Origin of the sequence: Photobacterium sp. GB-36 (assembly GCF_003026135.1) — a bacterium.
Classification (GTDB): domain Bacteria; phylum Pseudomonadota; class Gammaproteobacteria; order Enterobacterales; family Vibrionaceae; genus Photobacterium.
In genome coordinates this window covers 1-15257 of record NZ_PYNY01000012.1, presented here as the reverse complement: position 1 = coordinate 15257, position 15257 = coordinate 1, and the positions used below count along the sequence as shown (strand labels likewise).

General features: G+C 41.2%; 11 protein-coding genes, 1 tRNA gene and 1 rRNA gene. 7 read left to right on the top strand and 6 right to left on the bottom strand.

The window, feature by feature from the left end; translation table 11 throughout:
• The first annotated feature begins 107 nt into the window (after positions 1-107).
• Positions 108-2540, top strand: a complete 2433-nt coding sequence (locus C9J46_RS12200) for a glycoside hydrolase family 2 protein (RefSeq protein ID WP_107290957.1) — start codon at positions 108-110, stop codon at positions 2538-2540.
• Between the two features lie 69 nt (positions 2541-2609).
• On the opposite strand, the gene C9J46_RS12195 is transcribed toward C9J46_RS12200, so the two are convergent.
• From C9J46_RS12195 to pepA, 5 genes are all read right to left on the bottom strand, one after another.
• Positions 2610-3515 carry a helix-turn-helix domain-containing GNAT family N-acetyltransferase gene (locus tag C9J46_RS12195; RefSeq protein ID WP_107290956.1) on the bottom strand — a complete coding sequence of 302 codons (906 nt, stop codon included), beginning with the start codon at positions 3513-3515 and terminating at the stop codon, positions 2610-2612.
• Between the two features lie 88 nt (positions 3516-3603).
• Positions 3604-4020: a DUF2061 domain-containing protein gene (locus C9J46_RS12190; protein ID WP_107287771.1), complete on the bottom strand. Its 417-nt coding sequence runs from the start codon at positions 4018-4020 to the stop codon at positions 3604-3606.
• 181 nt (positions 4021-4201) lie between these two features.
• Complete coding sequence (locus C9J46_RS12185; RefSeq protein ID WP_107290955.1) at positions 4202-7063, bottom strand: valine--tRNA ligase; 2862 nt, start codon at positions 7061-7063, stop codon at positions 4202-4204.
• Positions 7064-7091: 28 nt separating this feature from the next.
• A complete protein-coding gene (locus C9J46_RS12180) occupies positions 7092-7544 on the bottom strand; it encodes a DNA polymerase III subunit chi (protein ID WP_107207681.1) in 453 nt (150 codons plus the stop codon).
• A gap of 49 nt (positions 7545-7593) precedes the next feature.
• On the bottom strand, positions 7594-9102 hold the full coding sequence (gene pepA, locus C9J46_RS12175; RefSeq protein ID WP_107247465.1) for a leucyl aminopeptidase: 1509 nt from the start codon (positions 9100-9102) through the stop codon (positions 7594-7596).
• A gap of 195 nt (positions 9103-9297) precedes the next feature.
• Here pepA and lptF point away from each other — a divergent pair, with 195 nt between their 5' ends.
• Both lptF and lptG read left to right on the top strand, forming a co-directional pair.
• The gene (gene lptF, locus C9J46_RS12170; protein WP_107207683.1) at positions 9298-10398 is read left to right on the top strand and encodes an LPS export ABC transporter permease LptF; all 1101 of its coding nucleotides are present in this window, start codon (positions 9298-9300) and stop codon (positions 10396-10398) included.
• Positions 10398-11471, top strand: a complete 1074-nt coding sequence (gene lptG, locus C9J46_RS12165; RefSeq protein ID WP_107207684.1) for an LPS export ABC transporter permease LptG — start codon at positions 10398-10400, stop codon at positions 11469-11471. Before lptF ends, lptG begins: the two co-directional genes overlap by 1 nt.
• Before the next feature lie 33 nt (positions 11472-11504).
• Here lptG and C9J46_RS12160 read toward each other — a convergent pair whose 3' ends face one another.
• Positions 11505-11996, bottom strand: a complete 492-nt coding sequence (locus C9J46_RS12160; RefSeq protein ID WP_107207685.1) for an RDD family protein — start codon at positions 11994-11996, stop codon at positions 11505-11507.
• 224 nt (positions 11997-12220) lie between these two features.
• Here C9J46_RS12160 and C9J46_RS12155 point away from each other — a divergent pair.
• The 4 genes from C9J46_RS12155 to C9J46_RS12140 form a co-directional block, all read left to right on the top strand.
• Positions 12221-12305: transfer RNA gene (locus C9J46_RS12155), tRNA-Leu, on the top strand.
• A 356-nt stretch (positions 12306-12661) separates the two neighbouring features.
• The gene (locus tag C9J46_RS12150) at positions 12662-13645 is read left to right on the top strand and encodes an acyltransferase (protein WP_233217747.1); all 984 of its coding nucleotides are present in this window, start codon (positions 12662-12664) and stop codon (positions 13643-13645) included.
• Between the two features lie 22 nt (positions 13646-13667).
• Positions 13668-14771 (top strand): acyltransferase, encoded by a 1104-nt coding sequence (locus C9J46_RS12145; RefSeq protein WP_107260912.1) that lies wholly within the window; start codon positions 13668-13670, stop codon positions 14769-14771.
• Between the two features lie 373 nt (positions 14772-15144).
• A 16S ribosomal RNA gene (locus C9J46_RS12140) occupies positions 15145-15257 on the top strand; the annotation flags it as partial.

The following is a 15257-nucleotide window of genomic DNA, read 5'->3' as shown; positions in this document are numbered from 1 at the left end:
CTTAATGATCAAAGTTTAATAATGATCACAGTGCGTTATTGAAAAACTGCGTAGATATACCTTTTTTATTATCAAGCTTACTGAGTGTACTCAGTGCTGGAGTTATGATGACAATTTCGCTTAATGGTCAATGGCAATTAACCTGTGTTCAGCGAGCGGCTTTACAAGATCTGCATATTGATTTACCAGGTGATGTTCATTCTGCGCTTTTTGCTGCAGGTGAGATCCCTGATCCTTACTGGGCTACCAATGAAAAGAAAGTCCAATGGGTTGGGGAGTGTGATTGGATCGTAAGTCGACAGTTCGACTTAACCGAAGCGCAGTTAGCCTGTAATGCGATGGATTTAGTGATGGATCACCTTGATACCGTGGCTGAAATTCGTTTAAACGGCCACACTGTGGCTGATTTCAATAATATGTTTATGCGTCACAAAGTAGATGTATTAAGTTGTCTGCAAGTAGGCTGCAACAGAATTGAAATCGTATTACACCGTGCTGATCTTGCAGCTAAAAAGCGTGCTGATAAATTGCCATTTCCAGTGCCATGGGCAGAAGGTAATAACCAGATCCCTCATATGAATACCTTGCGTAAAACCCAATGTCATGCGGGTTGGGACTGGGGTATTTGTTTATCTGTATTAGGGGTATATGGCGATATTGAATTACAGCCAATTGAGCATGTTCGAATCAGTCATGTGAGTACGAAACAAAAGTGGCTAGATCAAGAGTGCGAATTATCTGTCACGCTCAATTATGAAGTGGTATCAGAGAAAGGATTAGCAAACGCAGCTGTCACGTTTAACGATCAAACCTTCCACTTGACGCTTGATCGTGACGCAACGAAAACATCTGTCTTGTTCCGTATTGCAGAGCCTCGTCGTTGGTGGCCCGCTGGGTATGGTAAACCACGTTTATATGATCTTAAAATTGAAGCTGACGGCAGTTATATCAATAAGAAGATTGGTCTGCGCAAGCTTGAGTTGATCACTGAAGATGATGAACTTGGCCAAAGTATGGTCTTTAAAGTTAATGATGTTGAGATCTCGGCATTAGGTGCCAATTGGATTCCGATGGATGCGATGCCTTCACGCATGACGGATCAACGCTATCGTTCTTTGCTTGAAGATGCGTTAGCTGCCAATATGAACATGCTACGTGTTTGGGGCGGAGGCATGTATGAAAAAGATATCTTCTATGAGTTATGTGATGAGTTAGGGATCATGGTATGGCAAGATTTGATGTTTGCTTGTGCGCTGTACCCTTCAACACCTGATTTTGTAGCAGAAGTAAAACAGGAAGTTGAATACCAAGTCCGCCGTCTAAAAGATCATGCAAGCCTAGCCTTATGGTGTGGTGACAATGAAGTGATAGGTGCGATTAGTTGGTATCCTGAATCCCGTCAAAACCGAGAAAAATATCTTGTTAACTATGATCGTTTAAACCGAGCATTAGCAGAAGTAGTTGAAAAAGAAGATCCTTCTCGTCGTTTTTGGGCGAGTTCGCCGTGTAATGGTGAGTTAGATTTTGGCGATGCGTGGCACGATGATAAACGTGGCGACATGCATTTTTGGGATGTATGGCATTCAGGTAAAGATTTTGAAGCCTACCAAACCGTTACGCCACGTTTTTGCTCAGAGTTTGGTTTCCAATCATGGCCGTCACTGCCGACAGTGAAGACGTTTGCTCCTGAGCAAGATTGGAATATCACGTCACCAAGTTTTGAATGTCATCAGAAAAATAGCCGTGGTAACTCGATTATCACTGAAATGTTTACCCGTTATTTCCGTTTCCCTAATGGTTTCGTCAATATGTTGTACCTATCGCAAGTACAACAAGCGATGGCGATTAAAACGGCAGCAGAATATTGGCGTGCACATAAGCCGACAAACCGTGGCATTTTATTCTGGCAATTGAATGATTGTTGGCCAGTAAGCTCATGGTCTTCGCTAGAATATAGTGGTCGTTGGAAACAGTTGCACTATCATACTCGACGTTTCTTTGCGCCACAGATGGCGACCTTTATTCGTGATGAGCAAGGGGTAAAACTTCACTTAATTAATGATGGTCGCAATAGTGCTGAGTTAAAAGGTGAAGTGGTATGGCAGAGTTGGGAAGGTGAGATTTTATATCGTGAACCTATTTCAGAGTTCCTTGATCCTGATTGCACGAAAGTGGTGTGGGAATGGTTAAACGAGGATCTTGATGGTCACGAGACTGAAGGCTTCTTCCATGTGCATTTACGTAACGGCGATAAACTAATTGAAAACACATGGTTCCCAGCTAAACCTAAAGAATGTGAATTAGAAGATCCTGATTTACGTTTTGAAGTTGCTGAAATGAATGGTGAAATATCAGTGATGCTGAGTAGCAGCAAACCTGCTTTCTATGTTCATTTGGAATTTGAAGGGGAAGGTCGGTTTGAAGATTCAAGCTTCACGCTCGTCCCTGAGCACCAACGCCAAGTGAAATACATTGGCTCAGCCAGTTACGATGAAGTTGTGCAAGGCTTACGTGTTTACCATTTAAAGCAAAGCTATTAATACAGTATATCGTTTAAAAAAGCCTGCTGAGAGAGTCTCTGAGCAGGCTTTTTATTATCAATTAATATGTTAGAAGGTTTTAAGCATGTGAATTTCACAAGCGTTGTGCCCTGTATTACCAAGCGCAGTTGGAATATCGACAAAACCTAAAGATTGATAGAGTTTCACCGCTTCTTTTAATACCTCTGTGGTTTCTAAATAGCATCCTTTAAAGCCATTTTCTCGGGCAAACTTTAATGCTTTAACGGTTAATACCCGTGCGAGTCCCTTACTTCTGAGCTCTGGCAAGAAGAAGACTTTTTGCAGTTCACTCCACTGCGCATCTCCTGTTAATGGCGCTATACCGCCACAGCCTAAAATACGATTGTTTTTTTCTATTACCCAATAACGGCTTTTCGGTAATTGGTAATGCTGGCAGAGATCATCAAGATGAGGATCCGCAACGCTAAAGCCTCTATCTGGGGTTAATCCATATTCTGCTGAAACACGACGAATGAGTGCAGCAACGGCGGCATTATCCAAAGGCGTGATTTCTCTTAGCACGTACCCCTGTTGATGCTCTGTGATTGTCAAAGCTTTATGATAACGGCGTAAACTTGTTTCTAACTGCTCTATTTCATCTAGATCCAGCTGATCTAAAATCGTTTGGGTATCTTGATCAAGCTGATGGTGAAGAGCGGTGAGTGTTTGAATACCCTTGGGTGTTAACTGGGAGAGTTGGCTACGTTTATCGCTAGGGTTAGCAATTGATTGGATTAATCCTTGATTGAGTAACATGGCTAAATTACGGCTGGCATTGGATTTATCGACCCGTAAACGCTCTGCCATTTGATTAACCGTACAAGGCCCTTGTTCGAGTTCAATCAAAGTATGGGCTTGCACTGGGGTAAGGGCGAGTTGGCCACATTGACTATTTAACATGCCGAGTTGACGGACTAATTGGCGCGAGAGCTGACGAAGTTGTTGGGGCTGCATGATCCATCCTTGAATTTAATTGCACTACGCAATTAAAATAGTTGCAGCCTGCAACAATGTCAATCTGTTTAATCTATCATGGTGTTTATTAGTGCTGACAAGCCATTGCATCTAGCCAAGTTGGCTGATGTGTCTCATTTTGGTTGTGATTTTTACGTTGCCATACACGCTCATGGAAATAGTAAGCCATGGTATTAATTGCAGGTTCGATCATTGCCATTAAGCTACCAATCAGTATGTCACCTGTAAGAAGGTACACAACACTAAATGCGACACTGAAGTGCACAATAGCAAAGCTTACTGTTTTGCGACTTGGCGTATTAAAGTGTGATTGTTTGAGTGTTTTGCTTTGCCATACTTTTTCATGGAAATAAAAGGCAACGGTATTAACCATCGGCTCAATCATTGCAATTAAACTACCAATAATGATATCGCCTGTAAGAAGGTAAGCCACTGTAAAAGCAATAGTAAAATGGATGGCGGCAAAACTGACTGTCTTTTTCATAAGGTGATCCTCAATTCGATGAGGTCATTATCATTGAATATTAGCAATAACTAAATTTGTTATTTTATATATTATTAATAGGTAAAAGCTATTGCTTGAAAGGAGATGGTGGAATTTGAGGTATAAAAAAACCGACAGTATGTGACTGTCGGTTTTTATTAATCAAGAATGATTGGTGAGATTATAGCGCAGCAATCGTTGCTTTTTGCTCAATAAGCTTCACTAATGTTTCTTCATAACCGGCTAGCTTTTCACGCTCTTTAGTGATCACGATTTCAGGCGCTTTAGCAACGAAGCCTTCGTTACTTAGCTTGCCAGAAGTACGTTTGATTTCGCCTTCCATTTTCGCGATTTCTTTGTCTAAACGTGCAAGCTCTGCATCTTTATCAATCAAGCCCGCCATAGGGATCATCAATTCAGATTTGCCTACAAGTGCAGTAGCACAAGCTGGTGTTGCTTCACCGTCCGCCAATACTTTCACTTCTTCTAGTTTTGCTAGAGATTTCAGTACTGTCAGGTTTGCTTCAACACGTGCAGTATCAGCGGCATCAGCCACTTTTAGCATTACTGATAATGGCTTACTTGGCGCGATATCGTATTCTGCACGTAGGTTACGAATACTCGTGATAAACGCTTTAACAAACTCAATGTCAGTGATTGCTGCTTGGTCAAATTGCGCTTCATCAAACTGAGGCAATGCCTGAGTCATGATGGTTTCGCCTTCAACACCGTCAACGAGTGGCTTAACGCTCTGCCAGATTGATTCAGTGATGTAAGGAAGAACAGGATGCGCAAGACGTAATGTCTTCTCTAGCACTGTGATTAGAGTATGACGCGTTGCACGTTGCTGTGCTTCTGTACCTTTCCATAGAACAGGTTTAGTTAGCTCTAGGTACCAGTCACAGAATTGGTTCCAGATGAACTCGTAAAGTACACCAGCAGCCATATCTAAACGGAAGTTATCAATGTGAGCATTGAACTCTTTTGCCGCTAGCTGGAATTGTGATTCAATCCACTTGTCTGCTAGTGAGTAGTCAAGCTCGCTACCTGCTGCGAAACCGCAATCTTGATCTTCTGTGTTCATTAGTACGTAACGACTTGCGTTCCATAGCTTATTACAGAAGTTACGGTAACCTTCAAGACGTTTCATGTCCCAGTTGATGTCACGGCCCGTTGAAGCCATAGCAGCAAGAGTGAAACGTAGGGCATCAGTACCGTAAGGTTCGATGCCGTTCTCAAAGGTTTTACGTGTCGCTTTTTCGATCTTCGCTGCAAGTTGTGGCTGCATCATATTGCCACAACGCTTCTCTACTAGCGACTCAAGATCAATACCGTCGATCATGTCGATAGGGTCGATAACGTTACCCTTAGATTTCGACATTTTATCGCCGTTTTCGTCACGGATAAGACCCGTTACGTAAACGGTTTTAAATGGTACTTGTGGCTTGCCGCCTTCATCTTTACAGAAGTGCATGGTCATCATGATCATACGCGCAACCCAGAAGAAGATAATATCAAAACCTGTTACCAACACATCAGATGGGTGGAAGGTTTGAAGATCAGCGGTGTTTTCTGGCCAGCCTTGCGTACCGAATGTCCATAGCGCGGAAGAGAACCATGTATCAAGTACATCATCGTCTTGGCGTAATACGACAACCGGTGCTAGGTTATGTTTTTCACGTACTTCAGCTTCGTTACGACCAACGTAAACATTACCGTCGTTGTCGTACCAAGCAGGAATACGGTGACCCCACCATAGCTGACGTGAAATACACCAGTCTTGAATGTCACGCATCCAAGCGAAGTACATGTTTTCGTACTGCTTAGGTACGAATTGAATATCACCGTTTTCAACCGCTTCAACAGCAGGTTTTGCTAGCGGAGCTGCACGAACGTACCATTGGTCAGTTAGCATTGGTTCAATAACCACGCCACCACGGTCACCGTAAGGGATCGTTAGGTCGTGATCTTTGATTTCTTCTAGTAGACCTAGTTCATCAAATTCAGCAACAATCGCTTTACGTGCAGCAAAACGTTCCATGCCATGGTATTTCTCTGGCAGCGCAGTGCTGTATGCATCACTTGGCTCGCCATTAGTTGTGAATACTTCTGCAGCATCACGAATATCGGCATTGAACGTTAGGATATTGATCATAGGTAGGCTATGACGTTTACCTACTTCGTAGTCATTGAAATCATGTGCAGGTGTGATTTTTACACAACCGGTGCCTTTTTCCATATCAGCGTGCTCATCACCTACGATAGGGATGCGACGGTCAACGATTGGAAGAATGATTTCTTTACCGATCAGATCTTTGTAACGTGGATCTTCAGGGTTAACGGCAACACCAGTATCGCCCAGCATAGTTTCAGGACGTGTAGTTGCAACAACGATGTAGTCTTTACCTTCCGCTGTTTGTACGCCATCAGCTAATGGGTAACGGAAGTGCCACATGTGGCCTTTTTTATCTTTGTTTTCAACTTCTAGATCTGAGATCGCAGTGTGTAGTTTAGGATCCCAGTTAACTAGACGCTTACCGCGGTAAAGAAGATCTTCTTGGTATAGACGAACGAAAACTTCTTGAACGGCATTTGATAGACCATCATCCATCGTGAAGCGCTCACGATCCCAGTCTACTGATGCGCCAAGGCGACGAAGCTGCTTAGTGATCGTGCCACCAGATTCGCCTTTCCATTCCCAGATCTTATCGATGAAAGCATCACGACCGTAATCGTGCTTTGTTTTGCCTTCTTCAGCAGCAATCTTACGTTCCACAACCATTTGGGTAGCAATACCTGCGTGGTCAGTACCAACCTGCCATAAGGTGTTTTTGCCTTTCATACGCTCACAACGGATCAGGGTATCCATAATGGTATCCTGGAACGCGTGGCCCATGTGTAGGCTACCTGTGACGTTTGGTGGTGGGATCATAATGCTGTAAGCATCTTTAGATGTATCACCATGAGGCTTGAAGTAACCAGCCTCTTCCCAGCGCTGATATAGCGCTTGTTCAATTGATTGTGGGTTGTATGTCTTTTCCATAGCGCTCTTAGAAGGATTCTATGTGGAATTAGGGCGTCTCAGTAGCAGTGGCAGTCGTAATTTGAATGCCAGCAAGACGATATGCCTTGTAACGCTCGCGCGCTAACTGCTTGAGCTTTTCATCGCAAGGAACGAAGTCTACCACTTGTGCAAAGCTAACCGCAAAATTTGGTGCGTTTTCCGCTAAATTAATTAGCGTAGCACGGCGTCCAGTATGACGTAATGTTGACCACCCTATCTCAACGGGAGAGCCGCCATTAGGCCCTTCTCCGACAAGGTTGTGGGGCACAAAACTGTCAGGATCTTGCTGCCATAGATATTCATCTATTTGTTCTGCTTGCTGTTTATTTGCTGCGAGTAGGTAAACGCTGTTACCTTGCCGGTAACTCATTGCTGCTAAATGACAGGCAAAATGGCACTGAAAGTGACTATCAGCGCTCTCTTGCTTGTCATCGATTATATAAAACGTAGCATGAGTCATGGTTTTTTGTTCCTAAAGAAAAGGGCCTTGCGGCCCTTTTCGATGTCTTTTACTCGACGATCTCTTGGCCTGCTCTGTTTAATAAGAACTGGACAAGGAGAGGGACTGGTCGACCGGTAGAGCCTTTTGCAGCACCACCTTTCCAAGCGGTACCTGCAATATCAAGGTGCGCCCAGTTGTACTTTTTAGTAAAGCGAGATAAGAAACAACCAGCCGTTATAGTACCAGCGCCAGGCGTGCCTAAGTTTGCCATATCAGCAAATGGGCTCGCAATTTGCTCTTGGTATTCATCACTCATCGGTAGACGCCAAGCGCGATCACCGGATTGCTCTGACGCATTTATAATTTCATGCGACAGTGGATTATGGTTACTCATTAAACCACTAATGTGATTACCTAAAGCAACAACACAAGCACCTGTTAGTGTCGCAACGTCAATCACACATTCAGGTTCAAAACGCTCAACGTAAGTTAATGCATCACAAAGCACTAAACGACCTTCAGCATCGGTATTTAATACTTCAACTGTTTGACCTGACATGGTGGTTAAAATATCACCAGGACGATAAGCATTGCCGCCAGGCATATTTTCACAGCCCGCTAACACACCAACCACATTGATGGGTAAATTAAGCTTAGCTAATGCTTTCATGGTACCGAACACAGAGGCTGCACCACACATGTCGTACTTCATTTCGTCCATTTGAGCACCAGGTTTAATCGAAATACCACCTGAATCAAAAGTTAACCCTTTACCGACAAGAACGATAGGCTTAGCGTCTAAATCGGGGTTACCTTTGTACTCAATAACAGACATCATCGCTTCATTTTTAGAGCCACGACCCACTGCAAGGTATGATGTCATCCCTAAAGATTGCATCTCTTGCTCACCAATGATTTTAGTGCTTACGGTCTCAAAATCATCGGCTAGACGGCGTGCTTGTGAAGCAAGATAGGCTGGGTTTGCCACGTTTGGTGGCATATTACCCAAATCTTTACTTGCGCGAACACCAGATGCTATCGCTAGACCATGGCTGATAGCGCGTTCACCTAAAGAGAGCTCGCGACGAGTCGGTACATTAAAGACTAGTTTACGTAGTGGACGACGAGTCTCTGGTTTATTACTCTTAAACTGGTTGAAGGTATACAAGCTATCTTTAGTTGTTTCGACAGCTTGACGTACTTTCCAGTATGTATCACGACCTTTTACATGAAGCTCTGTTAAGAAGCACACAGCTTCCATAGAGCCAGTTTCATTTAAAGTACTGATCGTTTTTTTGATGATTTGCTTGTATTGGCGCTCATCTAATTCCCGTTCTTTACCACAACCGACCAGTAAAACACGTTCTGATAACACGTTTGGTACGTGGTGTAGTAAAAGCATTTGCCCAGGTTTACCTTCGAGGTCGCCACGACGCAGTAAGGAGCTGATATAACCATCACTGATTTTATCTAGCTGTTCCGCGATTGGAGAGAGGCGACGTGGTTCAAAGACGCCAACAACAATACAAGCACTACGCTGTTTTTCGGGGCTGCCGCTTTTTACACTGAACTCCATGCGTACTCCTAACATCCTAATTAAAGACAATTAACGCTAAATGTTGGATAATACCACACTGTTTGCTCTGCCGTGATTTCGGTATACGCTTAGAGTGCAGTCTTTCATTTAGCTGAAAGATAACAAAATAACTGATTTATCGAAAAACTATAGTGATTCCATCAAAAAAACAAGTTTTCTATGGGAATATAACGCGTGATTATTGTTAGGTATTTGACAAGAGAGACATTAAAGAGCCAATTAGCGGTACTTTTTGTACTTTTCCTTGTCTTTATTAGCCAAAAGTTTATTAGCATTTTAGCCGATGCAACCGATGGCTCGATCCCGAGTGATCTCATTCTAACCTTCATGGGATTATCTATCCCTTCGATGGCACTATTAATGCTCCCTCTGAGTTTATACATCGGGATCTTACTCACGTTCGGTAGATTATATGCTGAAAGTGAAATCACGGTGATGAATGCGACGGGGATGGGGAACAAATTATTACTCCAATCAGCATTAGCTTTGGCCATTATTACGGGGGCAATTGCCGCTGTGAATTCATTTTGGGTTGCACCTTGGTCGCAAGAGCATATAGAGCAGCTTAAAGAAGAGACAAAGGCTGGGCCAACGTTAAATATGTTGGTAAAGGGGACGTTTCAGCCGGCACCGAATGGAAGTGGGGTTATATTTATTGACAATATCACCGATAAAGGCTCAAAACTTCATAAGGTTTTTGTCGCGCAATTAAAAGCCTCTGGAACCTTACAGCCTAGTGTGATTGTTGCAGACAATGGTACCGTCAAAGAGTTATCTGATGGTCGTCAAATGTTAGAATTAAATAACGGTGCTCGATATGAAGGCATCCCTACTCAGCTAAATTACTCCATTACTCATTTTCATGACTACCAAGCGCTAATAGGGCAACGTGAAGTTAAAGCTGGTAATCGTGATTGGGAAGCCCAGCCCACAATGACCTTAATAAAAGATCAAAGCTTAGCTGCAAAAGCTGAATTACAGTGGCGTTTCTCTTTAGTACTTTGTATTCCATTGTTAGTAATGATTGTTGTTCCGCTATCGGCTGTTAATCCACGTCAAGGACGATTTGCAAAATTAGCACCTGCTGTGTTGATTTATCTGGCTTATTTCTTAGCGATCTCATCCGCAAAATCAGCGATTGAGGATGGTATTATCCCATCAGCTATTGGCATGTGGCCAATTAATATTACAACCTTGTTAGTTGCTCTTGCTTTAAATAGCTGGGATTCTATGCCTGTGCGACGCCTTAAAGATAAATTACGGAGACGCAGTTAATGTTTAAAATTCTCGACTGGTATATAGGTCGAACGATCATTGCAACTTTCTCACTGACACTATCAACCTTAGTGGGCTTATCTGCGATTATTAAATACGTTGATCAACTAAGAAAAGTGGGACAAGGAAGCTACGATCTCCTCAAGGCGCTGTATTTTGTTTTATTATCAATGCCGCAAGACATCATTATGTTCTTTCCTATGGCGGTATTATTAGGCGCATTGATTGGTTTAGGAATGCTGGCATCAAGCTCTGAGCTGGTGGTAATGCAAGCGGCAGGCTTTTCTAAACTTGATATAGGTTTATCGACCTTAAAAACGGCAGTTCCTATGATGATAGTGGTTGTATTACTGGGACAGTGGGGAGCACCGCAAGCGCAGAAAATGGCACGTGAGTATCGTTCGATATGGGTTTATGGCGGTAGTATGATTTCTGCACAAAGTGGCGTATGGGCTAAAAATGATAATAGCTTCATTTATATGGGACGTGTTCATGATCTCAATAAAGTGGATGTTGTTAATATTTGGCAGTTTGACAACAAAGGCCAGTTGGAAGATGTAACATCTGCAAAACGCGCGTCTTACGATAAAGCGACGGGTTGGACAATGCATGATGTAACCATAACAGACATGACAGGTAGTAGTCAGTTAACCAATAGCCATATAGCAAGTAAGCATTGGGAAACAACATTAACACCAGATAAATTAGCGGTTGTGACGGTGAAACCTGAAGAATTATCGTTGTCTGGCTTATATCATTATGTGAATTATCTCAAAGAGACCAAGCAAGATGCTTCTCGTTATGAGTTAGCATTCTGGCGTAAAGCGCTTCAGCCTATATCCATTGCTGTTATGATGCTATTAGCATTATCTTTTGTATTTGGTCCTCTTCGCTCTGTTACTATGGGGGCTCGTGTCCTTTCAGGTGTCATTTTTGGTTTTGCATTTTATATTTCAGACCAAGTGTTTGGACCGATGATTTTAGTGTACCGATTACCGCCTATTTTAGGGGCATTAGGTCCAAGTTTAGCGTTCTTGTTTATCACGATATATTTGCTAAGACGCAAACTATAAAATGGAAAAAGGAGCCTAAAGGCTCCTTTTTTATTAGCGAATATCTTTTGTCACTATCATTTCACATTCAGCCATTACGTCTTGTAATGCTCGACGTTTAGTGTTGTATGCGAGCAAATTCCCTAACCCTAAGGCTGCCGTTGCAGCGCGGATCAATGCTTGAGTGATAGTAATTGGGCGTCCATCTTTATTTTGTACTTTTAATTTCCATGCTCGCATACCTAACGTTTGGCCACCATGAGTCCAAAAGTAAGTGTAGAATCCAATAATTACGGCGCCTAAGTAACTAGAGTAAAGTAAATTAGCTTGTGGATGATGTGTTAAATAAGCACTTACATCTTCATAGTGAGCTAAATCGAGAATATTAAAATGAAGTAAAAGCGCTATTCCTGCCATTGCTATACCGCCTGCTAGCATAAGAATCGCAGCGACAATTATAGCATCATAAAACCAAGCGGCTAAACGCCGAAATAAGGTTGGATATTGTGGGGAAGTGGTTTTTTTTATTATTGCTGATTTTGACATAAAACATCCGATTTATCTGACTGTGTCCATATGTGCTGAGTGTAACAGTAAACAATAAGTCAGAGAACGCTTGATATTGCTACAGAATGTGTAAGGGGTCTGGTGTTATTATCACCAACAAAGAGGTAAATAGGATGAAAAAATAGCGGTCAAAGAGATTGGTTGAATATCTTAACGATAAAGGCTTGCCTCGCTGCATTGGATACGTATAATAGCCGCAATAAGCCCGAGTGGTGAAATTGGTATACACGACGGATTCAAAATCCGTTTCCTTCGGGAGTGACGGTTCAAGTCCGTCCTCGGGCACCAAATTTCAAACAAAGCCTCAATCGAAAGATTGGGGCTTTGTTGTTTTTAGATAGTAAGCTCACCAACACCTCCTTGACATTCATATCATATTTATTGTTACACTAAACAGACGTTATCTGACTTGATTGCAGCATTGCGTCGAATCAATCGAATAACGTAGCTATTCAAGTATTTAGTTTATAATCAAATATGTCATCTCATTTACTCATATATAACAAAAAGATAGATATGATTGTTCTAAATGAATATATAGTCTCTCATTTTTATTTATAATAATTTATGTGAAGGTCTTATCTGAAATGAGAAGGATACTTTGATTATAAAAAAACTGTGTAATAATTATTTCTGGTTCATTTTTGAGTTTTGATCTCGTGGTTAAAAATAATTTTGATGTATTACGAATTTTCCTCGCTGTACTTGTTTTCTATTTCCATATAGGGATAGAAACTCAAAATGAATACCTCATGTATGTACCAGGCGGCTTAGCAGTGCATTGCTTCTTCGTTATTAGTGGCTATTTGATAGTAAAAAGCTACTTAAAAAGAAAGTCTTTATCGACTTATGTAAAGTCACGTTTCTTACGTATTTACCCACTGTATTTTATTGTTATTACAACGGCGTTTATTTTTGGATATTTTCATTACTCCGGTAGTTTTATTGACGACATAAATAATGGTGCCGGTAAATACTTAGCGTCTAATTATGTGTTCGCTAACTTCTTGCATCCGACGTTACCCGGTTTATTTGAAAATAATTTTCAACCTTTTGTTAATGCAGCATTATGGACCATTAAAATTGAAGTCATGTTCTATATTTGTGTACCTATTATCTATGGTGTACTGAATAAAAAGTTAGATAATAAAAAGCTGACAATACTACTAGGTTTAGTATCGATTTGCTGTTTTTATACAGTGCAGTATTTCATTGAGTATCATGGTTTACCAGCAAGCATTAATCGACAATTACCATCTATGTTAGTGTTCTTCATGCTAGGGGCATATTGGAATTTTGCGGAGCCTAAGTTTTTAAGGCTTTGGCATCTACTGATCTTGATCCCGATAGTATTCTTTTTACAAAGCTGGTTTGTGATTTATGCGTTCGCGGTGAGTTTTATAGTGTACGTTATTGTCTTTAAGTTAAAGCCAATAGCGGTTAGCAAGCGTATTGGTGATATATCATACGGTATCTACATTTGGCATTTTCCAATCTTACAAACATTAATCATGTATGGTTTTTTCAAGAATATTTATCAAGGTACAGCAATTGCAACTGTACTTGTTTTCTCATTTGCAATGATTAGCTGGCACTTCATCGAGTCCAAATTAGTCGTTAGACATTAATTGATTGAAGTTGAGTTGTTATATGGCAAGACGTTTTGAAGCCCTTGATGCCTTTCGCGGGTTATGTGCATTATCTGTTGTGTTATTTCACTTTCGTGCAGTTGGGAGTGTGACTGAGTTACCTTTTTTTAGAGGCAGCGAATTATTTGTAGAGTTTTTCTTTGCCCTAAGTGGCTTTGTGCTCGCCCATAGTTATGGTTTTAGGGACAACCTACACTTTAAATCTTATATAGCATCGCGTTTTTTTCGACTATATCCATTGTATGTTTGCATGCTGATGGTATTCATTGGGTTAGAGGTGGTAAAATATATTGCGTATAAAACCGTTGGTTTTAGTTTTAATACATTGCCCTTTACAGGCCATGGATCTCTGTCTGAAATACTCCCTAACCTATTAATGGTGCAATCATGGACATCATTAACCGATCCTTTATCGTTCAACTATCCATCGTGGAGTATAAGCATTGAGTTTTATCTCTATGTTTTACTCTTCCTGACGCTATATCTATTTGGTCGTTACAAAGTATGGAGCTGGTTGACGATAGCCGTTATGGTTTTAGGCTTAATGGGGAACAATTCAACACTACTTCAACCATATGTATTTAATGGATTATCATGTTTTTTTGGTGGCGCATTCACGTATGTTTTATTTACCAAAGTAAAGCACATATCGATTCCATTTATTGCAGGCTCTATTATTGAAGTCGCGCTTTTAAGTGCTGTAGTTTATTTGGTTTCAAATGAAATAAGCTACAGATATATATACGCAACGCTATTGTTCTATCTTGTTGTATTGTTTTTTGCTTTTGAGTCTGGTGCGATTTCAAAACTGTTAAATAGAAGTATATTTCAAGTCTTAGGTAAATGGTCCTATTCTATCTATTTAACACATGCCGCTATTCTCTTTATGGTTACATCGGTCGCATTAGTAGGACAAAAAGTGTTAGGTAAAGCAATCGCTCCAATGATAGAGGGTGCACGGTTTATCGATTTAGGTTCGACGTTTTATAATAATGTACTTGTTGTTTCTGTTCTTTTGATCGTTATCCTTGTGTCGAAGACGACATATAAATATATAGAGCTTAAAGGACAAGCATTAGGAAAACGGGTTATGGGCTTTAAATAGATATGAAATGTCAGACGTTCAGTGTGTAAAATATACGATTATTATGTTCGTGATTAGATGTTGAGCTATCGCATTTTTGTGGTATTTTTTATTGAAAAAAAAGCTTGCCAATGTGATCTGAATCTCTATAATGCGGCCTCACTGACACGGAGCAAGCCACTGGCAAGCGACAAAATCAGTATTGTTCTTTAACAATTTGACCATGCAATCTGTGTGGGCACTCGTTGAAAAGTTAAGTCGAAAGATTTATCAATGATACTAGTGACCAATTGATACGTAAGTATCAGCACAGTCAATTCATTCATCATTTTATGATGAATTAACAGTATTCATTGAGCCGGTCGCCTTTTTACAAGAGCGACCACAAAAACTTTAATTGAAGAGTTTGATCATGGCTCAGATTGAACGCTGGCGGCAGGCCTAACACATGCAAGTCGAGCGGTAACAGATTGATAGCTTGCTATCAATGCTGACGAGCGGCGGACG